The sequence below is a fragment of the Enterobacter sp. UPMP2060 genome, from assembly GCF_053709655.1.
Map to the genome: position 1 here is coordinate 77,619 of NZ_JBSKJQ010000006.1, position 21,483 is coordinate 99,101.

Annotated in this window: 18 protein-coding genes and 4 tRNA genes; 9 read left to right on the top strand and 13 right to left on the bottom strand. The window is 56.2% G+C overall.

Annotated features, from left to right (window positions below; genetic code table 11):
• Window positions 1-3 precede the first annotated feature (3 nt).
• From nrdF to leuA, 9 genes are all read left to right on the top strand, one after another.
• On the top strand, window positions 4-963 hold the full coding sequence (gene nrdF, locus ACWKXN_RS13990; protein WP_454543926.1) for a class 1b ribonucleoside-diphosphate reductase subunit beta: 960 nt from the start codon (window positions 4-6) through the stop codon (window positions 961-963).
• 331 nt (window positions 964-1,294) lie between these two features.
• A complete protein-coding gene (proV, locus tag ACWKXN_RS13995) occupies window positions 1,295-2,506 on the top strand; it encodes a glycine betaine/L-proline ABC transporter ATP-binding protein ProV (RefSeq protein ID WP_167818907.1) in 1,212 nt (403 codons plus the stop codon).
• Window positions 2,490-3,554, top strand: a complete 1,065-nt coding sequence (proW, locus tag ACWKXN_RS14000) for a glycine betaine/L-proline ABC transporter permease ProW (protein ID WP_182931116.1) — start codon at window positions 2,490-2,492, stop codon at window positions 3,552-3,554. Before proV ends, proW begins: the two co-directional genes overlap by 17 nt.
• 9 nt (window positions 3,555-3,563) lie before the next feature.
• Window positions 3,564-4,559 carry a glycine betaine/L-proline ABC transporter substrate-binding protein ProX gene (proX, locus tag ACWKXN_RS14005; RefSeq protein WP_454543927.1) on the top strand — a complete coding sequence of 332 codons (996 nt, stop codon included), beginning with the start codon at window positions 3,564-3,566 and terminating at the stop codon, window positions 4,557-4,559.
• Window positions 4,560-4,773: 214 nt separating this feature from the next.
• Window positions 4,774-5,958 (top strand): MFS transporter, encoded by a 1,185-nt coding sequence (locus tag ACWKXN_RS14010; RefSeq protein WP_039263411.1) that lies wholly within the window; start codon window positions 4,774-4,776, stop codon window positions 5,956-5,958.
• A 313-nt stretch (window positions 5,959-6,271) separates the two neighbouring features.
• On the top strand, window positions 6,272-6,802 hold the full coding sequence (mprA, locus tag ACWKXN_RS14015) for a transcriptional repressor MprA (RefSeq protein WP_023333174.1): 531 nt from the start codon (window positions 6,272-6,274) through the stop codon (window positions 6,800-6,802).
• 126 nt (window positions 6,803-6,928) lie between these two features.
• Complete coding sequence (emrA, locus tag ACWKXN_RS14020; RefSeq protein WP_240609183.1) at window positions 6,929-8,101, top strand: multidrug efflux MFS transporter periplasmic adaptor subunit EmrA; 1,173 nt, start codon at window positions 6,929-6,931, stop codon at window positions 8,099-8,101.
• Window positions 8,102-8,117: 16 nt separating this feature from the next.
• Window positions 8,118-9,665, top strand: coding sequence for a multidrug efflux MFS transporter permease subunit EmrB (gene emrB / locus ACWKXN_RS14025; protein ID WP_032660391.1), 1,548 nt, complete (start codon window positions 8,118-8,120; stop codon window positions 9,663-9,665).
• Window positions 9,666-9,761: 96 nt separating this feature from the next.
• A complete protein-coding gene (gene leuA / locus ACWKXN_RS14030) occupies window positions 9,762-11,417 on the top strand; it encodes a 2-isopropylmalate synthase (RefSeq protein WP_048979804.1) in 1,656 nt (551 codons plus the stop codon).
• Here leuA and ACWKXN_RS14035 read toward each other — a convergent pair.
• The 13 genes from ACWKXN_RS14035 to recA form a co-directional block, all read right to left on the bottom strand.
• Entirely contained in the window at window positions 11,404-12,168 is a 765-nt protein-coding gene (locus ACWKXN_RS14035; RefSeq protein WP_454543928.1) for an AraC family transcriptional regulator, read from the bottom strand. The genes leuA and ACWKXN_RS14035 overlap by 14 nt on opposite strands.
• A gap of 54 nt (window positions 12,169-12,222) precedes the next feature.
• Entirely contained in the window at window positions 12,223-12,738 is a 516-nt protein-coding gene (gene luxS, locus ACWKXN_RS14040; RefSeq protein WP_014884972.1) for an S-ribosylhomocysteine lyase, read from the bottom strand.
• 153 nt (window positions 12,739-12,891) lie between these two features.
• Window positions 12,892-14,436, bottom strand: coding sequence for a glutamate--cysteine ligase (gene gshA / locus ACWKXN_RS14045; RefSeq protein ID WP_023333180.1), 1,545 nt, complete (start codon window positions 14,434-14,436; stop codon window positions 12,892-12,894).
• Between the two features lie 83 nt (window positions 14,437-14,519).
• Window positions 14,520-14,948, bottom strand: a complete 429-nt coding sequence (locus ACWKXN_RS14050) for a YqaA family protein (RefSeq protein ID WP_008499541.1) — start codon at window positions 14,946-14,948, stop codon at window positions 14,520-14,522.
• Complete coding sequence (gene yqaB, locus ACWKXN_RS14055; RefSeq protein WP_023308940.1) at window positions 14,945-15,511, bottom strand: fructose-1-phosphate/6-phosphogluconate phosphatase; 567 nt, start codon at window positions 15,509-15,511, stop codon at window positions 14,945-14,947. The genes ACWKXN_RS14050 and yqaB overlap by 4 nt, the downstream gene beginning before the upstream one ends.
• Before the next feature lie 257 nt (window positions 15,512-15,768).
• Window positions 15,769-15,845, bottom strand: a tRNA-Arg gene (locus tag ACWKXN_RS14060).
• Between the two features lie 161 nt (window positions 15,846-16,006).
• A tRNA-Arg gene (locus tag ACWKXN_RS14065) sits at window positions 16,007-16,083 on the bottom strand.
• 29 nt (window positions 16,084-16,112) lie between these two features.
• A tRNA-Arg gene (locus tag ACWKXN_RS14070) sits at window positions 16,113-16,189 on the bottom strand.
• A gap of 4 nt (window positions 16,190-16,193) precedes the next feature.
• Window positions 16,194-16,286, bottom strand: a tRNA-Ser gene (locus ACWKXN_RS14075).
• Between the two features lie 342 nt (window positions 16,287-16,628).
• Window positions 16,629-16,814 (bottom strand): carbon storage regulator CsrA, encoded by a 186-nt coding sequence (gene csrA, locus ACWKXN_RS14080; protein WP_000906486.1) that lies wholly within the window; start codon window positions 16,812-16,814, stop codon window positions 16,629-16,631.
• Between the two features lie 241 nt (window positions 16,815-17,055).
• The gene (alaS, locus tag ACWKXN_RS14085; protein ID WP_454543929.1) at window positions 17,056-19,683 is read right to left on the bottom strand and encodes an alanine--tRNA ligase; all 2,628 of its coding nucleotides are present in this window, start codon (window positions 19,681-19,683) and stop codon (window positions 17,056-17,058) included.
• 131 nt (window positions 19,684-19,814) lie between these two features.
• Window positions 19,815-20,315, bottom strand: a complete 501-nt coding sequence (recX, locus tag ACWKXN_RS14090) for a recombination regulator RecX (protein WP_033146366.1) — start codon at window positions 20,313-20,315, stop codon at window positions 19,815-19,817.
• A gap of 68 nt (window positions 20,316-20,383) precedes the next feature.
• Window positions 20,384-21,442, bottom strand: a complete 1,059-nt coding sequence (gene recA / locus ACWKXN_RS14095) for a recombinase RecA (protein WP_023308943.1) — start codon at window positions 21,440-21,442, stop codon at window positions 20,384-20,386.
• Window positions 21,443-21,483 lie beyond the last annotated feature (41 nt).

Here is a 21,483-nt window from a genome sequence, read left to right on the forward strand (position 1 = left end):
AGGATGAAACTGTCACGCGTGAGTGCCGTTAACTGGAACAAAATCCAGGACGATAAAGACCTGGAGGTATGGAACCGCCTGACCAGCAACTTCTGGCTGCCGGAAAAGGTTCCGCTCTCCAACGATATTCCGGCCTGGCAAACGCTCGGCCACGCCGAACAGCAGCTGACGATCCGCGTCTTTACTGGCCTGACGCTGCTGGACACCATTCAGAATACCGTCGGTGCACCGGCTCTGATGAGCGATGCGCTGACGCCGCACGAAGAGGCGGTGATGTCGAACGTCAGCTTTATGGAAGCGGTGCATGCCCGCTCCTACAGCTCGATTTTCTCCACCCTGTGCCAGACCAAAGACGTGGACGCGGCCTACGCCTGGAGTGAAGAGAGCGAGTCACTACAGAGAAAGGCGGAGCTGGTTCTGGAATATTACCGCGCCGACGAGCCGCTGAAGAAAAAGATCGCCAGCGTGTTCCTGGAATCTTTCCTCTTTTATTCCGGCTTCTGGCTGCCCATGTACTGGTCGAGCCGGGGCAAGCTCACCAACACCGCCGATTTGATTCGGCTCATCATTCGCGATGAAGCGGTGCACGGGTATTACATTGGCTATAAGTATCAGAAAGGGCTGGAGAAAATCAGCGAGGCGAAGCGCGAGGAGCTTAAAGGCTTTGCGCTCGATTTGCTGATGGATCTGTACGACAACGAGCTGAGCTATACCGAGGAACTCTACGCCGGCACCGGCTGGGAGGACGACGTGAAGGCCTTCCTCTGCTACAACGCCAACAAGGCGCTGATGAACCTGGGCTACGACGCGCTTTTCCCGCCGGAGATGGCGGAGGTGAACCCGGCGATTCTGGCCGCGCTGTCGCCCAATGCCGACGAAAACCACGATTTCTTCTCGGGATCTGGCTCATCGTATGTGATGGGCAAAGCGGTGGAAACCGAGGATGAAGACTGGGATTTTTAATGAACGCTAACGTTCGTTAATTTAATATAAACCCAACAACTCCCGCTCTAATATTTACAAAACAACTACACTGTAATTTCCACGTCATATTCGCCTGAATCATTTCGATTCAGGCGAAATTTCCCGATGCAGCAGCAAAAAATTGAGAAAAATTCAAACCGCCCTCAGCCCTTTATTCATGGGAAATTCAGCCGTTTCGCTTACTTCAAAATTCCGCCCTTAGCCCGACTCAGGGTTGTCTCAGATTCTCAGTATGTTAGGGTTATGCCCGTTAACAATTTACCATGGTAATCATATCGGCATAAACAAATAACAGGACACTCTCTATTGCATGGCAATTAAATTAGAAGTGAAAAATCTTTATAAAGTATTTGGCGAGCACCCGCAGCGCGCATTCAAATATATTGAGAAAGGCCTTACGAAAGAGCAAATTCTGGAAAAAACCGGGCTATCGCTTGGCGTTAAAGACGCCAGTCTGGCCATTGAAGAAGGCGAGATTTTTGTCATCATGGGATTATCCGGTTCGGGTAAATCCACTATGGTTCGCCTTCTCAATCGCCTGATTGAACCCACCCGCGGGCAGGTGCTGATTGACGGCGTGGATATCGCCAGAATATCAGACGCAGAGCTTCGCGAGGTGCGCAGAAAGAAGATCGCAATGGTGTTCCAGTCATTCGCGCTGATGCCGCACATGACTGTGCTGGATAATACCGCTTTCGGCATGGAATTAGCCGGCACGCCGGCTCAGGAACGTCAGGAAAAAGCCCTTGATGCGCTGCGTCAGGTCGGGCTGGAAAATTATGCGCATGCGTACCCGGATGAACTTTCCGGCGGTATGCGTCAGCGCGTGGGATTAGCCCGAGCATTAGCCATTAATCCAGACATATTATTAATGGATGAAGCCTTCTCCGCCCTCGATCCGTTAATTCGCACCGAGATGCAGGATGAGCTGGTAAAATTACAGGCTAAACATCAGCGAACGATTGTCTTTATTTCCCACGATCTGGATGAAGCCATGCGTATTGGCGACCGCATTGCCATTATGCAAAACGGTGAAGTGGTGCAGGTCGGCACGCCGGATGAAATTCTCAATAATCCGGCGAACGATTATGTGCGCACCTTCTTCCGCGGCGTGGATATTAGCCAGGTCTTTAGCGCCAAAGATATTGCCCGCCGAACGCCAAACGGCATTATCCGTAAAACGCCAGGCTTCGGCCCGCGCTCGGCGCTGAAGCTGCTGCAGGATGAAGACCGTGAATACGGTTATCTGGTTGAACGCGGCAATAAATTTGTTGGCGTTGTCTCCATCGACTCCCTGAAAACGGCTCTTACTGAGAACCAGGGAATCGATGCGGCGTTAATTGACGCTCCGCTTGCCGTGGACGCCGAAACGCCGCTCAGCGAGTTGCTCTCTCACGTGGGCCAGGCGCCGTGCGCCGTGCCGGTCGTGGGTGAGGAACAACAGTACGTCGGCATCATCTCAAAAAGGATGCTGCTGCAGGCTTTAGATCGCGAGGGGGCAAACAATGACAGATCAATCTAACCCGTGGGGCGCCACTGAGGCAGCGGACAGCGCTGCGCAATCCGCCGACGCGTGGGGTTCCACGCCAGCGCCGACCGATGGCGGCGGCGCGGCAGACTGGCTCAACAGCGCACCCGCGCCTGCGCCAGAACACTTCAACATCATGGATCCGTTCCATAAAACGCTGATCCCGCTGGACAGCTGGGTCACAGAGGGGATCGACTGGGTGGTCACGCACTTCCGTCCGGTCTTCCAGGGGATCCGCGTCCCGGTGGATTACATCCTGAACGGCTTCCAGCAGCTGATGCTGGGCATGCCGGCGCCGGTGGCGATTATCCTGTTCTCCCTGATCGCCTGGCAGTTCGGTAGCGCGGGCATGGGGGTCGCCACGCTGATCTCTCTGATCGCTATCGGCGCGATTGGCGCGTGGTCGCAGGCGATGATCACCCTGGCGCTGGTGCTGACCGCCCTGCTCTTTTGCATTGTCATCGGCCTGCCGATGGGGATCTGGCTGGCGCGCAGCCCGCGAGCGGCGAAGATAATTCGTCCCCTGCTGGATGCGATGCAGACCACCCCGGCGTTCGTCTATCTGGTGCCTATCGTGATGCTGTTCGGCATCGGCAACGTGCCGGGGGTGGTAGTGACCATTATCTTCGCCCTGCCGCCGATTATTCGTCTGACCATTCTGGGGATTAACCAGGTGCCTGCGGACCTGATCGAAGCGTCACGCTCGTTCGGCGCCAGTCCGCGCCAGATGCTGTTTAAGGTTCAGCTTCCGCTGGCTATGCCGACCATCATGGCGGGCGTTAACCAGACGCTGATGCTGGCCCTGTCGATGGTGGTCATTGCCTCGATGATCGCCGTTGGCGGACTGGGTCAGATGGTGCTGCGCGGCATTGGCCGTCTCGATATGGGGCTGGCGACCGTCGGCGGCGTCGGCATTGTGATCCTCGCCATTATCCTTGACCGCCTGACTCAGGCCGTCGGTCGTGATTCACGCAGTCGCGGCAACCGTCGCTGGTATACCACCGGCCCTGTCGGGTTACTGACCCGTCCATTTACAAAATAAGGAACAACGATGCGACATAACGTACTTTTTGCCACAGCGTTTGCCACCCTTGTCTCCACCAGCGCGTTTGCGGCTGACCTGCCTGGCAAAGGCATTACCGTACAGCCGGTGCAGAGCACCATTTCGGAAGAGAGCTTCCAGACCCTGATCGTCAGCCGCGCGCTGGAGAAGCTGGGCTATACGGTTAACACGCCGAGCGAAGTAGATTACAACGTGGGCTACACCTCGATTGCCTCCGGTGACGCCACCTTTACCGCCGTCAACTGGCAGCCGCTGCACGACGACATGTATGCCGCCGCCGGCGGTGACAAGAAGTTCTTTCGCGAAGGGACCTTCGTGACGGGTGCGGCGCAGGGGTATCTGATTGACAAGAAAACTGCGGACCAGTACCACATCACCAATATTGAACAGCTGAAAGATCCGAAGATCGCCAGGCTGTTCGACACCAACGGTGACGGCAAGGCCGACATGATGGGCTGCTCGCCGGGCTGGGGCTGTGAAGCGGTAATTAACCACCAGAACAAAGCATTCGATCTGGCGAAAACGGTCGACGTGAGCCACGGCAACTATTCAGCGATGATGGCCGACACCATTGCCCGCTTCAAAGAGGGGAAACCGGTGATCTACTACACCTGGACGCCGTACTGGGTAAGCGACGTGCTGAAGCCGGGCAAAGACGTGGTGTGGCTGCAGGTGCCGTTCTCCTCCCTGCCGGGCGAGCAGAAGGATATCGACACAAAACTGCCGAACGGCATGAACTACGGCTTCCCGGTGAACACCATGCATATCGTGGCCAACAAAGCCTGGGCGGAGAAAAACCCGGCGGCGGCGAAGCTGTTCTCGGTGATGAAGCTGCCGCTGGCGGACATCAATGCCCAGAACGCGATGATGCATGCGGGCAAATCGTCTGAAGCGGATGTGAAAGGCCACGTGGACGGCTGGATCAAAGCCCACCAGCAGCAGTTTGACGGCTGGGTTAAAGAGGCGCTTGCGGCGCAGAAGTAAAAACAAAACCCTACCCCTCACCCTAACCCTCTCCCAAAGGGAGAGGGGACGATGACCTCCCTCTCCCCTTGGGAGAGGGCCAGGGTGAGGGGATCAAACCGCACAATCCCCCTAAACCGCACAATACATCACCCAACAATCCCCCAACTTTCACAATCATTAGCTATTATGGTTTCCGGAAAAATAATCACTCAACTAACGATTCCTGAAACTAATGACTAAAACAGCTCAAGGGCTTAGCCCCGCACTCATCCTTTTAATGTCCGTGGCAACGGGTCTGGCGGTCGCCAGCAACTATTACGCACAACCCCTTCTCGACACCATCGCCCGCGCGTTCAATCTCTCCGCCAGCTCCGCAGGCTTTATCGTTACCGCAGCACAGCTGGGCTATGCCGCCGGGCTGCTGTTCCTGGTGCCGCTCGGCGATATGTTTGAACGCCGAATGCTGATCGTCTCCATGACCCTGCTGGCCGCCGGTGGGATGCTGATCACCGCCAGCAGCCAGTCGCTGACGATGATGATCGTCGGAACCGCGCTTACCGGGCTGTTCTCCGTGGTGGCGCAAATCCTGGTCCCGCTCGCCGCGACCCTCGCCTCTCCGGAAAAACGCGGCAAGGTGGTGGGCACCATCATGAGCGGCCTGCTGCTGGGGATTTTGCTGGCGCGTACCGTTGCCGGGCTGCTGGCAAGCCTCGGCGGCTGGCGCACCGTATACTGGGTGGCGAGCGTGCTGATGGTCGTTATGGCGCTGGCGCTGTGGCGCGGGCTGCCAAAGGTGAAGCAGGAAAACCACCTGAACTATCCTCAGCTGCTGGCCTCCGTTTTCAGCCTGTTTACGCAGGACAAGCTTCTGCGCACCCGCGCCCTGCTGGGCTGTTTCACCTTCGCTAACTTCAGCATTCTCTGGACGTCAATGGCGTTTCTGCTGGCCGCGCCGCCGTTCAATTATTCCGAAGGGGTGATTGGCCTGTTCGGCCTGGCCGGTGCCGCAGGCGCGCTGGGCGCACGCCCCGCTGGCGGGCTGGCCGACAAGGGCAAATCCCACCTGACCACCTCAGCAGGGCTGGTTTTACTTCTGCTCTCCTGGGCGGCGATCTGGTACGGACACATCTCGGTGCTGGCGTTGATCGTCGGTATCCTGGTGCTCGATCTCACCGTTCAGGGCGTTCACATCACCAATCAGACCGTCATCTATCGCGTGAAGCCAGAGGCGCGTAACCGCCTGACGGCCGGATACATGACCAGCTACTTCATCGGCGGCGCAGCGGGTTCGCTTATTTCAGCGTCGGCGTGGCAGCATGCGGGCTGGTCGGGGGTATGCGCGATCGGGGCCATCGTCGCCACCCTCAACCTGCTAGTATGGTGGCGCGGTTATCACCGCCAGGATGCAATTAACTAACATTTACATTGAGTTGGCCTCTTAGGGTGTTAAGAGGCCCTTCACTCTGTTAATGTAAACGTAATCATTTATCCCAGAAATTTTAATGTGGGTGACATATTTACAATCGGCATGAATAGTTCAGACCCCCGTCCTCACATCCTCTCTTCAGCGGGTTCACACCCAACGCTTTCTGTGCTCACCGGGTCACGGACTTACCCGGCGCTTTCTGATGGTGACATAAGTTTGGCGGATATAACCGCACAAATAATTCATTTACATTATTTGTCACTATCGTTACTATATCGGCTGTAATTAATGAGGTTATGCCCAAATGGATAGTTCGTTTACGCCCATTGAACAAATGCTTAAATTCCGCGCCAGTCGCCATGAGGACTTCCCGTATCAGGAAATCCTGCTGACTCGCCTGTGCATGCACATGCAGGGTAAGCTACTGGAAAACCGTAATAAAATGCTGAAAGCTCAAGGGATTAACGAGACGTTGTTTATGGCGTTGATTACGCTGGAGTCTCAGGAAAATCACAGCATTCAGCCTTCCGAACTGAGCTGCGCGCTGGGCTCCTCCCGTACCAATGCGACCCGTATTGCCGATGAACTCGAAAAGCGCGGCTGGATTGAGCGCCGTGAAAGCGACAACGATCGCCGCTGCCTGCATCTGCAACTGACCGATAAAGGTCACCAGTTCCTGCGCGAGGTGCTGCCACCTCAGCACAATTGCCTGCACAAACTCTGGTCTGTCCTCAGCACCGCCGAGCGCGACCAGCTTGAGCACATCACTCGCAAGCTGCTCACCCGTCTGGACCAGATGGATGAAGACGGCGCCGTTCTTGAGGCGCTGCGCTAACGCGACGACACGCTCACCATTCCAGATTCATAAGAAAACCGACAGGCCAGCACGTCACAGTGCTGGCCTTTCTGACAACAGGTCGGCTCAGCCGATGTGAAAATAAGAAGATCGTGGAGAACAACAATGAGCGCAAATGCGGAGAGCACTACCCCGCAGCAACCGGCCAACAAGAAAGGCAAACGTAAGAGCGCCCTTCTTCTGTTGACCTTGCTCTTTATCATTATTGCCGTGGCATATGGGATCTATTGGTTTTTAGTACTGCGTCATGCTGAAGAGACTGACGACGCGTACGTGGCAGGGAACCAGGTACAAATTATGGCGCAGGTGTCGGGCAGCGTGACGAAAGTCTGGGCTGACAATACCGACTTTGTGCAAAAAGGCGATGTGTTGGTGACCCTCGATCCAACCGACGCCCAGCAGGCGTTTGAAAAAGCACAGACCACGCTGGCCTCCAGCGTCCGTCAGACCCGCCAGCTGATGATCAACAGCAAACAGCTGCAGGCCAACATCGACGTGCAGAAAACGGCGCTAGCGCAGGCGCAGAGCGATCTGAACCGCCGCGTACCGCTCGGCAGCGCCAACCTGATTGGCCGTGAAGAGCTGCAGCACGCCCGCGACGCCGTTGCCAGCGCTCAGGCACAGCTGGATGTGGCGATTCAACAGTACAACGCCAACCAGGCGATGGTGCTGGGCACCAGTCTGGAAAACCAGCCTGCCGTACAGCAGGCGGCGACCGAAGTGCGCAACGCGTGGCTTGCCCTGCAGCGTACCAAAATCGTCAGCCCGATGACCGGCTATGTCTCCCGTCGTTCCGTCCAGCCAGGGGCGCAGATTAGCCCAACCACGCCGCTGATGGCGGTCGTGCCGGCAGACAATCTGTGGGTAGACGCCAACTTTAAAGAGACGCAGCTTGCCCATATGCGTATCGGCCAGAGCGCGACGGTTGTCAGCGACATCTATGGCGATGACGTGAAGTACACCGGTAAAGTGGTCGGCCTGGACATGGGGACCGGCAGCGCTTTCTCCCTGCTGCCTGCGCAAAACGCCACCGGTAACTGGATCAAAGTGGTTCAGCGTCTGCCCGTGCGTATTGAGCTGGATGCCAAACAGCTTGCGGATCACCCGCTGCGTATCGGCCTCTCAACGCTGGTGACGGTCGACACCGCCAACCGCGACGGTCAGATCCTGGCAAGCCAGGTGCGCAGCAGCCCGGCTTATGAAAGTAACGCCCGTGAAATTAGCCTCGATCCGGTCAACAAGCTGATCGATGACATCGTGAAGGCAAACGCCGGTTAATCCGAAGGTGAGCGTTATGCAACAGCAAAAGCCGCAAAAACCGCTGGAAGGCGCGCAGCTGGTCATTATGACCATCGCGCTGTCGCTGGCGACATTCATGCAGGTGCTGGACTCCACCATCGCAAACGTGGCGATCCCGACCATCGCCGGTAACCTTGGCTCGTCGCTGAGCCAGGGGACCTGGGTCATTACCTCGTTTGGGGTGGCAAACGCCATCTCCATTCCGATTACCGGCTGGCTGGCAAAGCGCGTCGGTGAAGTGAAGCTGTTCCTCTGGTCAACGGTATTGTTCGTTCTTGCCTCCTGGGCGTGCGGCATGTCCAGCAGCCTGACGATGCTGATTTTCTTCCGCGTCATTCAGGGGATTGTCGCCGGGCCGCTGATCCCGCTGTCGCAGAGCTTACTGCTGAACAACTACCCGCCAGCCAAACGCTCGATTGCGCTGGCGCTGTGGTCAATGACCGTGATTGTCGCGCCGATTTGCGGGCCTATCTTAGGCGGCTATATCAGCGACAACTATCACTGGGGCTGGATCTTCTTCATCAACGTACCGATTGGCGCCCTCGTGGTAATGCTGACGCTCCAGTCGCTGCGCGGCAGAGAAACCCGGACGGAACAGCGGCGTATCGACGCCATTGGTCTGGCACTGCTGGTTGTCGGCATCGGTAGCCTGCAGGTCATGCTCGACCAGGGCAAAGAGCTGGACTGGTTCAACTCCCGGGAGATCATCATCCTGACGATTGTCGCGGTGGTGTCGCTGAGCTTCCTGATTGTCTGGGAGCTGACGGACGATAACCCGATAGTCGACCTGTCGCTGTTTAAGTCGCGAAACTTCACCATAGGCTGTCTGTGTATCAGCCTCGCCTACATGCTCTACTTCGGCGCGATTGTACTGCTGCCGCAGCTGTTGCAGGAGGTATACGGCTACACCGCAACCTGGGCAGGTTTAGCCTCGGCGCCGGTTGGATTGATTCCGGTTCTGCTGTCGCCGATTATTGGCCGCTTCGCCCACAAGCTCGACATGCGCCGGCTGGTGACGTTCAGCTTTATCATGTACGCCGTGTGCTTCTACTGGCGCGCGTATACGTTCGAACCGGGAATGGACTTTGGCGCGTCCGCGTGGCCGCAGTTTATTCAGGGCTTTGCCGTGGCGTGTTTCTTTATGCCACTGACCACCATCACGCTTTCCGGTTTACCGCCTGAGCGCATGGCGGCCGCATCGAGCCTGTCGAACTTTACGCGAACGCTGGCGGGCTCGATAGGTACGTCGATCACCACCACCCTGTGGACGAACCGTGAATCGATGCACCATGCCCAGCTGACCGAAGCGGTGAACCCGTTCAACCCGAACTCTCAGCAGATGTACAACCAGCTGCAGGGAATGGGCATGACGGAGCAGCAGGCGTCAGGGTGGATTGCCCAACAGATCACCAACCAGGGTCTGATTATCTCCGCCAACGAGATTTTCTGGATATCGGCGGGGATCTTTATCGTCCTGCTGGGGCTGGTGTGGTTTGCTAAACCACCGTTTGGCGCCGGTAGCGGCGGCGGTGGCGCGCACTAAATCGCGTTGTCCAGAACGCGACAGCGATTGTCAGTGTCGATAAAGCAGCGCTCCTGAAATCAATTCACGATAGTGAAAAGACAACAGGAGCGCATCATGCTGAACACACCCGCCGACAAGTACCAACCCTATCCGACCCTTTCCCTGCCCGACCGCCGCTGGCCGGAGCAACGCATCACCCGCGCGCCGCGCTGGCTCTCAACCGACTTACGCGACGGCAACCAGGCCCTTGCTGAGCCCATGGACAGTACCCGCAAGCTGCAGTTCTGGGATCTGCTGCTGGGCTGCGGCTTTAAAGAAATTGAGGTGGCTTTCCCTTCCGCCTCGCAGACCGACTTCAACTTCGTTCGCCAGCTGATTGAAGAGAACCGCATCCCGGATGACGTCACGATTCAGGTATTAACCCAGGCGCGGGAAGATCTCATCCATCGCACTTTCGAATCCCTGCGCGGTGCGAAACAGGCCACCGTCCATCTGTATAACGCCACCGCCCCGCTGTTCCGCCGCCTGGTGTTCGGCATGGAAAAAGCGCAAATCGTTGAGCTGGCGACGCGCTCCACGCGGCTAATTCGTCAGCTGTGTGAAGAGAACCCGGACACTCGCTGGCAGTATGAGTATTCCCCGGAGACCTTCTGCTTTACCGAGCCGGAGTTTGCACTGGAGATTTGTGAAGCCGTGGCGGAGATCTGGCAGCCGTGCGACGAACGGCCCATGGTGATCAACTTACCCGCAACCGTCGAAGTGAGCACGCCGAACGTCTATGCCGACCAGATCGAGTATTTCTGTCGCCACTTCAGCCGCCGCCGGGATGTCTGCATCAGCGTGCATCCGCATAACGACCGCGGTACCGGCGTCGCCAGCGCCGAGTTGGCCGTGATGGCGGGCGCAGATCGCGTGGAGGGCTGTCTATTTGGTAACGGCGAGCGCACGGGCAACGTCTGCCTGGTGACGCTGGCGATGAACCTCTACAGCCAGGGCGTCAGCCCGAATCTCGACTTTAGCGATATGAACCGGATCGTGGAAGTGGTGGAAGCCTGCAACCAGCTGCCGGTGCATCCGCGCCACCCGTGGGCCGGACGGCTGGCCTATACCGCCTTCTCCGGCTCGCACCAGGACGCGATCAAAAAAGGCTTTGATGCCCGCAGGCCTGGCGATCGCTGGGAGATGCCGTATCTGCCCGTCGATCCGCAGGATATCGGCTGCACCTACGAAGCGGTGATCCGCGTAAACAGCCAGTCAGGGAAAAGCGGCAGCGCGTGGCTCATCGAACAGAATCATGGCCTGAAATTACCCCGCACCCTGCAGCAGGATTTCAGCCAGCACGTGCAGCAGGAAACCGATCGCCACGGGAAAGAGATGACGCAAAATGCGCTGTGGCAGCTTTTCCGCACCCGCTACGGCCTGGTAGCTTCGCCGCAGTTTGCGCTGCAATCCTACCGCAGCGACAGCCAGCAGGACGGCCAGCTGCGTTTGACGGCAAGCATCGCTACGCAGGGGGGAACGCGTCAGCTGGAAGGTCAGGGTAACGGTCTGCTGTCCGCCGCCGCTCAAGGCTTAAGCCGCTGGATCAGCGCCCCGTTCGTGATTAAGGATTATCACGAGCATACGTTAGGCGAACGCAGCGACAGCCGCTCGGTGGCCTACATCCGCTGCCTGTTCCAGGACGGGAGCAGCCGCTGGGGCGTGGGCATCGACAGCGACGTGGCGCGCGCGTCGCTTCAGGCGCTTTTAAACGCCGTCAGTCGTTCTTAAAGTAATCGCTGGGAGAGATGCCCATAACCCGGCGAAACATCGCCGTAAAGGCGCTGTGGCTGCCGTAACCCAGATCCAGCGCCACGCGTAGTACCGGCTGGCCCTGCGCCAGCCGCACTAAGGCTTCCAGCAGGCGCGCCCTTCTCAACCACTCGCCGTAGCTTAATCCCGTCTGCTGCTGAAAATGGCGGTTCAGGGTGCGTTCGCTCACGTTCATCATGCTCGCGGCCTGCGCGCTGCTCCAGCTCTCCCCCGCGTTTTGCCGGATTTGCAGACACAGGTGACGTAACGCCTCGCTTTCCGGCTCCGGCAGATGAAACGGCAGCACAGGCATAGTGCGGATTTCATCAAGAATGAGTTCATAGACGCGTTCATCCCGGCTGCCGGGCGAGTACGATTCAGGTAAAGCAAGAGAGACGAGGATCAGCTCGCGCAACAGCGGCGCGATCTGCACGATCTGACAGGTGGCCGGGAGATCGGCCCGCGCCAGCGGATCGATAAACAGCGTTCGCGCCGCCACGTTGCCGGTGATGCGAAGCGAGTGGCGGGTCCCCGCCGGTAGCCAGACGCCGCGACCGGGAGGAACAACCCAACAGCCCGAAGCCGTATCGACCCGAACCACGCCGCTCAGGGTGTGCAACAGCTGTGCGCAGTCGTGCTCATGCCACGGCTCGCTGTCACCATGAACGTAATCATGGGCGAACGGAACGAGTGGACGATGGGTAAAGAAGAATGTTGAGGTTGTGGTCATGGGGTTAAACCACCCTCACCCTACCCTCTCCCGGAGGGAGAGGGAAAAGGTGCACTAGATGTGCAGTTCCTGCAGTTTTTCTTTTGGCAGGGCCAGCTCTTCGTTGCTGTTCACGCGAACATCACGCTCGATGATGTGACGCGCGATGTCCTGCGCTTCTTCCAGAGAGTGCATCTGGTAAGTACCGCACTGGTAAACGTTCAGCTCAGGGATCTGGTTCTGCTCTTTCACCTTCAGCACGTCTTCCATCGCCGCTTTCCACGCATCAGCGACGCGTTTCTCTTCTGGCTGGCCAATCAGGCTCATGTAGAAACCGGTACGGCAGCCCATCGGAGAGATGTCGATGATCTCAACGCCGTTGCCGTTCAGATGGTCACGCATGAAACCGGCGAACAGGTGTTCCAGGGTATGAATGCCTTTCTCTGGCATCACTTCTTTATTTGGCACGCAGAAACGCAGATCGAAGACGGTGATCGTGTCGCCGTGCGGGGTGTGCATGGTCTTCGCCACGCGTACTGCAGGTGCTTCCATACGGGTATGGTCGACAGTAAAGCTATCTAATAACGGCATACGTCACCTCCGACAGTGATTTTTTTTAAAATAAACTGAACTCTTCTACAGAATGCACGTCTGAGTATATGAAAGACGCGCATTTGTTATCATCATCCCTGAATTCAGAGATGTATATTTTGGCCACAGCGATGTGGCCTTTTTCTTTTCTGCTTAAGCCTGCTTCGCCAGAAACGCCTCAAACGACTCGGTATCCGCCGCTTCAACCTCTTTCTGACGCACCACGGACGCATCGCGTTCCGCGACAAAATCCGCTTCGCTCAGCACTTCTAACGGCTCCTGCATCAGCATCTCGCGGTACTCCGCTGAGAGTGAACGCCCGGTGCCGCCAATGCCCTGATCGATCATAGAACGCAGAATACGCGCTGAGAACGTCAGTTCCGGATTATCAAAACATTCCACCAGCTGGTCGCAGATCTGTTGATACGCGTCGCCGCCGTCGATGCTGTCCATTGTGCGTGCAACACGCTTCAGGTCGCGGAACAGATCTTTGCCGACTTTGGTCAGCGGGAACTGTGCCGTTTCGCAGCCAATACCCAGCGTCAGGCCCGGCTTACGCCCTTCCAGAATCACGCGATTCCAGTTTGTACGGGTACAGAGCAGTTCGTCTGAACTCATTTCCGGCGCATCCGCCAGCACGCACCAGACCATAAACAGATCCAGGAAGCGAATCTGCTGCTCATCAACGCCAATCGGTGAGAACGGGTTGATATCCAGCGAACGCACTTCAATGTATTCGATCCCGCCGCGCTGCAGCGCATCCGACGGGGTTTCACCGCTGCGCGTTACGCGCTTAGGACGAATAGGCGCATACAGCTCGTTTTCAATCTGCAGCACATTGCTGTTGATTTGCAGGCGCTTGCCGTCTTTTTCGAGGCCGATTTTCTCGTACTCTTCCGACGGGGTTTTGATCGCCCGCTTCAATCCTGCCACATATTCGTGCAATTCGTTAAACGTAATACCGAGATTGCTTTGCGATTTATTGGTATAACCGAGATCGCTCAGGCGCAGAGAGGTGGCGTACGGGAGATAGTACATTCCGCACTCGGTCTTCTCGAACGGCAGCGTGGTCGGTTTCCCCTGCAGGAACGAAGAACAGATCGCCGGGGAGGCACCAAACAGATACGGGATCACCCAGCCGAAACGGTAATAGTTGCGGATCAGGCGGAAGTAGCCTTCAGAGATCGCGTCTTTATCCGTTTCACCGCATTTCGCCTGCCAGAACGCCATTGGCAGCGAGAAGTTGTAATGCACGCCCGAGATCGTCTGCATCAACGCGCCGTAGCGGTTTTTCAGCCCTTCGCGATAGAGCGTTTTCAGCCGGCCGATATTTGACGTGCCGTACTGCGCCAGCTCAATCTCCTGGCCCTGCTCGATATAGCACGGCATGCTGAGAGGCCACATACGTTCGTCGCCCATGTTGCGCGCGGTGTAGCGATGGATATCGCGCATGATCGTCAGCATATGATCAATATCACCCTCTACTGGCGTGATGAACTCCAGCAGTGCCTCAGCGAAATCGGTTGTGATCCATTTATGTGTCAGCGCCGAGCCTAACGCCTTCGGGTGACCCGTCGTCGCTAAGCTACCGTCCGCGTTAACGCGCAGCGTTTCACGCTCAAGACCACGCTGAATACCCTTCAATGCCTGAGGGTGGTTTTCCAGCCAGGCCAGCGCCTGAGATACGTCCGGGATCAAATTGACCTCCCGCCTGTCAAAGTAATGTTACTCAGCATAATTGTAATGGTTGACGATTGAAGGTCGCGTATTCATTCCACCAATTAGTGCCACCACGTCATACCCTGTAGTGTTGCCCACGCCACGAGAACATAGCGCAACGCCTTGCCAAGGCACAAAAAAAAGAGCACCGGTCCCCAGGAGATGCGCATCCATCCCGCCAGCAGACACAGTAAATCGCCTATTACAGGCATCCAGCTTAATAACAGCGTGGCAGCGCCATAGCGTTTTAGCCAGCCGACTGCCTTTTCCTGCCAGCGCGATTTTTCGCGCAGCGGAAAGAAACGCCCAAGAATAACGTTAGTCAGCCCTCCAAGGCTATTACCCATTGTTGCTATTAATACAAGCAGCCAGGGCTGACTCACGCCGGACAACAGCATCGCCACCAGCACCACTTCCGAATTTCCCGGTAACAGCGTGGCGCTTAAAAAACTGCTGGCGAATAATGAGGCAAGTGACAGCGCGTCACTCACAGTAAGCGCACATCCACCGCATCCATTCCGGCATCACGCGCGGCCTGAATGCCGAAATCGGCGTCTTCAAACACGACACATTTTGCCGCCGGGACGCCCATTAATTCTGCGCAAAGCAGGAAGGTGTCCGGTGCGGGCTTGTGATGTTTAACATGATCGGCGGCGACCACGGCAGAAAAATAGTGGCGCAGGCCAAGATGGTTGAGCAAAGCTTCTGCAATCGAGCTTTCACTGCCTGTTCCTACCGACATCGGACGGCGCCCGTGCCACTCTTTTACCACATCAATAAGCGGCAGAGGGCGCACGGTATCTAAAAGCATGGCTTTTACCGCATCGGTTTTTTCGCGCGCGAGCAGGTGCGGGTCGAGATCGGCCTGATTCAGTTCAATCACGGCCTGCGCAATACGCCAGGTGGGGGATCCGTTGAGGGCAATCATCGCCTGAAGATCGAAACGCATGCCGTAGCGGCCCAGGACGTCAGTCCAGGCTTGACGATGCGTGGGTTCGGTATCCAGGAGAGTGCCGTCCATATCGAAGATCAAACCGTCATACTGTGCGTACATCGTGCTCTCGCTAAACGATTAACAAAGCATTACTTTATCGTAAATGGTGATTTTTGTCGCTGACTGAGAAGCCATAACTACGAGAGTGATTAAGAAATAAACATCGAAGGGAATAACAGAAGAGATGGTGCATCCGGGAGGATTACTCGGCTGCGCCTCGCCCTACGGGCCGTTGCTTAAGCAACGTTATCCTCCCTGGTGCTTGCGATTAACTCGCAGACCTTGAAACAACAGCGTGGCTATTATCTCGGAGAATATGGTGCATCCGGGAGGATTCGAACCTCCGACCGCTCGGTTCGTAGCCGAGTACTCTATCCAGCTGAGCTACGGATGCATCAGGGAACTACTTTCAGAAATAATAAATGGTGCATCCGGGAGGATTACTCGGCTGCGCCTCGCCCTGCGGGCCGTTGCTGAAGCAACGTTATCCTCCCTGGTGCTCGCGATTAACTCGCAGAACTTGAAACAACAGCGTGGCTATTATCTCGGAGAATATGGTGCATCCGGGAGGATTCGAACCTCCGACCGCTCGGTTCGTAGCCGAGTACTCTATCCAGCTGAGCTACGGATGCATCAGGGTACTGCTTTCAGAAATAGTAAATGGTGCATCCGGGAGGATTCGAACCTCCGACCGCTCGGTTCGTAGCCGAGTACTCTATCCAGCTGAGCTACGGATGCAAAATGGCGGTGAGGCGGGGATTCGAACCCCGGATGCAGCTTTTGACCGCATACTCCCTTAGCAGGGGAGCGCCTTCAGCCTCTCGGCCACCTCACCACACAACGCCTCTTTCGAGTGCTTCGAGTTACTCGTTAAGAGCTTCTCGTCGCTGCGTGGCGCATATATTACTTTCTGGGACTTATAAGTCAAACAATTTTCCAAAAGCTTTTATCGTTTGCACAAATCACACGCAATTCGCATGTAAAAGCCGCAAAGAGGGTGTTTTATAAGCGGATTTTGCAGGCATCTTCACAGAAAACCTTTGCAGAAATAGCGGCGTAAGGGCGAGTTTAGGGTAACGGAGTGGTTAAAAAGAGAGCGTTTGAAATTAAACGGTAACGTTGAGCAGGAAAAATGACAGGAGGGTTGCGTCTCGCCCGACAGCGAGACGCGACAATATCAGTAACTGGACTGCTGGGATTTTTCAGCCTGGATACGCTGGTAGATCTCTTCACGGTGGACAGATACTTCTTTAGGAGCGTTAACACCAATACGTACCTGGTTACCCTTTACCCCTAAAACTGTCACGGTGACCTCATCCCCAATCATGAGGGTCTCACCAACTCGACGAGTCAGAATCAGCATTCTTTGCTCCTTGAAAGATTAAAAGAGTCGGGTCTCTTGTATCCCGGCATTATCCATCATATAACGCCAAAAAGTAAGCGATGACAAACACGTAAAGTGTAAGCAGTCACGGCATCACATTCTGTTAAACGTAAGTTTAGCCGATATACACAAACTCAACCTGACTTTATCGTTATCGATAGCACAGTGAACAAGACGCCATAACGTTACCGCTATGGCGTCTGCTTGTGCTTTGTAGTTATTACAGTTTCGCGCTTACCCAGCTTTCAACGCTGGCCAAAGCTTGCGGAAGTGCCGCTGCATCCGTACCACCGGCTTGCGCCATGTCCGGACGACCGCCCCCCTTGCCGCCCACCTGCTGAGCGACCATACCAATCAGTTCCCCTGCTTTAACGCGGTCGGTCACATCCTTAGAGACGCCCGCAATCAGAGAAACCTTACCTTCTGCCACTGTCGCCAGCACGATAACGGTAGAACCAAGCTGGTTCTTGAGATCGTCGACCATAGTACGCAGCATCTTAGGCTCAACGCCCGCCAGATCGCTGACCAGCAGTTTGACGCCCTTAATGTCTACAGCCTTGCTGGAGAGGCTTGCACTCTCCTGCGCCGCAGCCTGCTCTTTCAGCTGCTGCAGCTCTTTTTCCAGCTGACGCGTGCGATCCAGCGCAACGCGCACTTTCTCGCCCAGGTTCTGGCTATCGCCTTTCAGCAGCTGCGCGATGTCGTGCAGCTGATCGCTCTGCGCATGCAGGCTGGCAATCGCACCTTCACCGGTCACCGCTTCAATACGACGCACGCCTGCCGCCGTACCCGACTCGGAAACAATGCGGAACAGGCCGATGTCACCGGTGCGCGATGCGTGCGTACCGCCGCACAGCTCGGTAGAGAAGTCGCCCATGCTCAGCACGCGAACGCGGTCGTCATATTTCTCACCAAACAGCGCCATCGCACCTTTTTTCTTGGCGTCCTCGAGCTCCATGATGTGGGTCTCGATTGGCAGGTTACGACGGATCTGCGCGTTCACCAGATCTTCCACCGCGCGGATCTCAGACGGTTTCATCGCTTCAAAATGCGAGAAGTCGAAACGCAGCACTTTGTCGTTAACCAGAGAACCTTTCTGTGCAACGTGGGTACCGAGTACGTCGCGCAGGGCTGCGTGCATCAGGTGGGTTGCAGAGTGGTTCAGACGAATGCGCGCGCGGCGAGCTTCATCCACGTTAGCCTGTACGCCCTCGCCCACTTTCAGAGAACCGGAAACCAGTTTGCCCTGGTGACCAATCGCCTGACCGTATTTCTGGGTGTCGCTGACGCTAAAGCTAAAGCCGTTGCCTTTCAGTTCGCCCTTATCGCCAACCTGACCGCCGGACTCCGCGTAGAATGGCGTTTTGTCCAGAATGACAACCGCATCCTGACCCGCGCTGATGCTGTCCACGGCTTTACCGTCAACAAACAGGGCGGTCACTTTGCCGGTCAGTTCCAGCGCGTCATAACCTTTGAATTCAGACGCGCTATCAACGCGAATCATCGCGTTGTAGTCCGCACCGAAACCGCTGGACTCACGCGCACGACGACGCTGCTCTTCCATCGCGGCTTCGAAGCCCGCTTCGTCAACTTTGATGTTGCGCTCGCGGCAAACGTCCGCCGTCAGGTCAACCGGGAAGCCGTAGGTGTCGTACAGGCGGAAAGCGGTTTCGCCATCCAGCGTGTCGCCCTTAAGTTTCGCCAGCTCTTCGTCCAGCAGCGCCAGGCCGCGCTCAAGTGTACGCGCAAACTGCTCTTCTTCGGTTTTCAGAACCTGCTCTACCTGCGCCTGCTGGCGTTTCAGCTCATCACCGGCAGCACCCATCACGCCAATCAGTGGCCCAACGAGTTTATAGAAGAAGGTGTCCTTCGCGCCCAGCATGTTGCCGTGACGGATGGCACGACGAATGATACGACGCAGCACGTAGCCACGGTTTTCATTCGACGGGATAACGCCGTCGGCAATCAGGAACGCACAGGAACGAATGTGGTCCGCGATAACGCGCAGCGATTTGTTGTTCAGATCGGTCGCGCCGGTAACGTTCGCAACGGCTTTGATCAGGGTGCTGAACAGATCAATTTCGTAGTTGGAGTTAACATGCTGCAGAACCGCGGCAATACGCTCCAGACCCATACCGGTATCGACGGAAGGCTTCGGCAGCGGCTCCATCGTACCGTCGGCCTGACGGTTGAACTGCATGAACACGATGTTCCAGATCTCAATGTAGCGATCGCCGTCTTCTTCCGGGCTGCCCGGAGGCCCACCCCAGATATGGTCGCCGTGATCGTAGAAGATCTCGGTGCACGGACCGCAAGGGCCGGTATCACCCATCTGCCAGAAGTTGTCAGACGCGTATGGCGCGCCTTTGTTATCACCGATGCGAATAATACGCTCGCGCGGGATACCGACTTCTTTTTCCCAGATTTCGTAGGCTTCGTCATCGGTTTCATAGACGGTAACCCACAGACGCTCTTTCGGCAGGTTGAACCAGTTTTCACCGGTCAGCAGTTCCCACGCATATTGAATAGCATCGTGTTTGAAGTAGTCGCCGAAGCTGAAGTTACCCAGCATTTCGAAGAACGTATGGTGACGCGCGGTGTAACCGACGTTTTCCAGGTCGTTGTGTTTACCGCCCGCACGCACGCAACGCTGTGAGGTTGTGGCGCGGGAATAATTACGCTTGTCGAGACCAAGGAACACATCCTTGAACTGGTTCATCCCGGCGTTGGTAAACAGCAGAGTCGGATCGTTGTTCGGTACCAGGGAGCTGCTGGCAACAACCTGGTGTCCCTTACTATGGAAAAAATCGAGAAACGCCTGACGGATCTCAGCGGTGCTCTTGCTCATAATTATCCTGAAATCAAGCTAACGAAATGTCGTAGCCAGCCTGTATCGGTAAACCGTTGGACAGACCAGCTACTGGAAAAAGTGGGAATAAGATAAGTTTTCTTTAGTGGGAAGTAAAATCCCGCATGCGTTCAATCGGCAAAATTACGCCAGATATCCTGAATATCTTCCATCAGAAAGCCGCGGTAGAGCAAAAAGCGCTGGATTTTAACTTTTTCTGAAAACTCACGCGGCAGCGGTTCGCCGTATTTACGAATCGCCTGTTCTCTGGCCAGCTCGCACCAGTCAGTATCGCATTCGCGCATCGCTTTTTCGATGGACTCCCTGGCCACCCCTTTCTGGTTCAGCTCCTGCCGGATGCGCGCGGGCCCATATCCTTTACGGCCGCGGCTGGCGAGAAACCGTGAGGCAAAACGCTCGTCATCAAGATAACGATGCTCATAGCACCAGGCAATCACGCGGTCATAATCTTCCGCGGTGGCATCAATCTCTTCCGGCCCGTTTTTACTCATCACCGGAGCCGACAGTTTTCGCCGCAGCTCCTGTTCACTGTGGTCACGAACGGCCAGGATGCGCACCGCGCGGTCCAGTAAGCGTGCATACGCGGGTCGACGTGTTGTCGGTTCACTCATAAAAAACCTGCTGATTCAGAAATGCAAAAAGGGCCGCATCAGCAGCCCTTCATTTTTAAACGAAACAATTAAAAGTCTTCGTTAGTTTCTTCAGCATCCGCGGCATCGACCACGAAATCAGGTTTGGAGTCCTGGTTGTTCAGCAGAAGCTCACGCACCTTCTTCTCAATCTCTTTCGCCGCAGCCGGGTTCTCTTTCAGCCAGGAGATCGCGTTCGCTTTACCCTGACCAATCTTGTCACCGTTGTAGCTGTACCAGGCGCCCGCTTTTTCAATCAGCTTCTCTTTCACGCCCAGGTCAACCAGCTCGCCGAGGAAGTTGATCCCTTCGCCGTAGAGGATCTGGAACTCAGCCTGTTTGAACGGCGCAGCGATTTTGTTCTTCACAACCTTCACGCGGGTTTCGCTACCGACTACGTTTTCGCCCTCTTTCACCGCGCCGATACGGCGGATATCCAGACGGACAGAGGCGTAGAATTTCAGTGCGTTACCACCGGTAGTGGTTTCCGGGTTACCGAACATCACACCAATTTTCATACGGATCTGGTTGATGAAGATCAGCAGCGTGTTGGACTGCTTCAGGTTACCCGCCAGCTTACGCATCGCCTGGCTCATCATTCGTGCCGCGAGGCCCATATGAGAGTCACCGATTTCACCTTCGATTTCGGCTTTTGGCGTCAGTGCGGCAACGGAGTCGACCACGATAACGTCAACGGCACCAGAACGCGCCAGCGCGTCACAAATTTCCAGCGCCTGCTCACCGGTGTCCGGCTGAGAACACAGCAGGTTGTCGATATCCACGCCCAGCTTGCGGGCATAAACAGGGTCCAGCGCGTGCTCGGCATCGATAAACGCACAGGTTTTACCTTCGCGCTGTGCCGCGGCAATCACCTGCAGCGTCAGGGTGGTTTTACCGGAGGACTCTGGCCCGTAGATTTCTACGATACGGCCCATAGGCAGACCGCCAGCGCCCAGCGCGATATCCAGAGAAAGCGAACCGGTGGAGATGGTTTCCACATCCATGGAACGGTCTTCACCCAGGCGCATGATGGAGCCTTTACCGAATTGCTTTTCGATCTGGCCCAGTGCTGCCGCCAACGCTTTCTGTTTGTTTTCGTCGATAGCCATTATTACTCCTGTCATGCCGGGAGAAGCGACTGTGCTTCACC

Bases quoted from the DNA above. Each gene is read 5' to 3' on its own strand.
- nrdF (WP_454543926.1), top strand. From the start codon at position 4: ATGAAACTGTCACGCGTGAGTGCCGTTAACTGGAACAAAATCCAGGAC.
- proV (WP_167818907.1), top strand. From the start codon at position 1,295: ATGGCAATTAAATTAGAAGTGAAAAATCTTTATAAAGTATTTGGCGAG.
- proW (WP_182931116.1), top strand. From the start codon at position 2,490: ATGACAGATCAATCTAACCCGTGGGGCGCCACTGAGGCAGCGGACAGC.
- proX (WP_454543927.1), top strand. From the start codon at position 3,564: ATGCGACATAACGTACTTTTTGCCACAGCGTTTGCCACCCTTGTCTCC.
- ACWKXN_RS14010 (WP_039263411.1), top strand. From the start codon at position 4,774: ATGACTAAAACAGCTCAAGGGCTTAGCCCCGCACTCATCCTTTTAATG.
- mprA (WP_023333174.1), top strand. From the start codon at position 6,272: ATGGATAGTTCGTTTACGCCCATTGAACAAATGCTTAAATTCCGCGCC.
- emrA (WP_240609183.1), top strand. From the start codon at position 6,929: ATGAGCGCAAATGCGGAGAGCACTACCCCGCAGCAACCGGCCAACAAG.
- emrB (WP_032660391.1), top strand. From the start codon at position 8,118: ATGCAACAGCAAAAGCCGCAAAAACCGCTGGAAGGCGCGCAGCTGGTC.
- leuA (WP_048979804.1), top strand. From the start codon at position 9,762: ATGCTGAACACACCCGCCGACAAGTACCAACCCTATCCGACCCTTTCC.
- ACWKXN_RS14035 (WP_454543928.1), bottom strand. From the start codon at position 12,168: ATGACCACAACCTCAACATTCTTCTTTACCCATCGTCCACTCGTTCCG.
- luxS (WP_014884972.1), bottom strand. From the start codon at position 12,738: ATGCCGTTATTAGATAGCTTTACTGTCGACCATACCCGTATGGAAGCA.
- yqaB (WP_023308940.1), bottom strand. From the start codon at position 15,511: ATGTACGCACAGTATGACGGTTTGATCTTCGATATGGACGGCACTCTC.
- csrA (WP_000906486.1), bottom strand. From the start codon at position 16,814: ATGCTGATTCTGACTCGTCGAGTTGGTGAGACCCTCATGATTGGGGAT.
- alaS (WP_454543929.1), bottom strand. From the start codon at position 19,683: ATGAGCAAGAGCACCGCTGAGATCCGTCAGGCGTTTCTCGATTTTTTC.
- recX (WP_033146366.1), bottom strand. From the start codon at position 20,315: ATGAGTGAACCGACAACACGTCGACCCGCGTATGCACGCTTACTGGAC.
- recA (WP_023308943.1), bottom strand. From the start codon at position 21,442: ATGGCTATCGACGAAAACAAACAGAAAGCGTTGGCGGCAGCACTGGGC.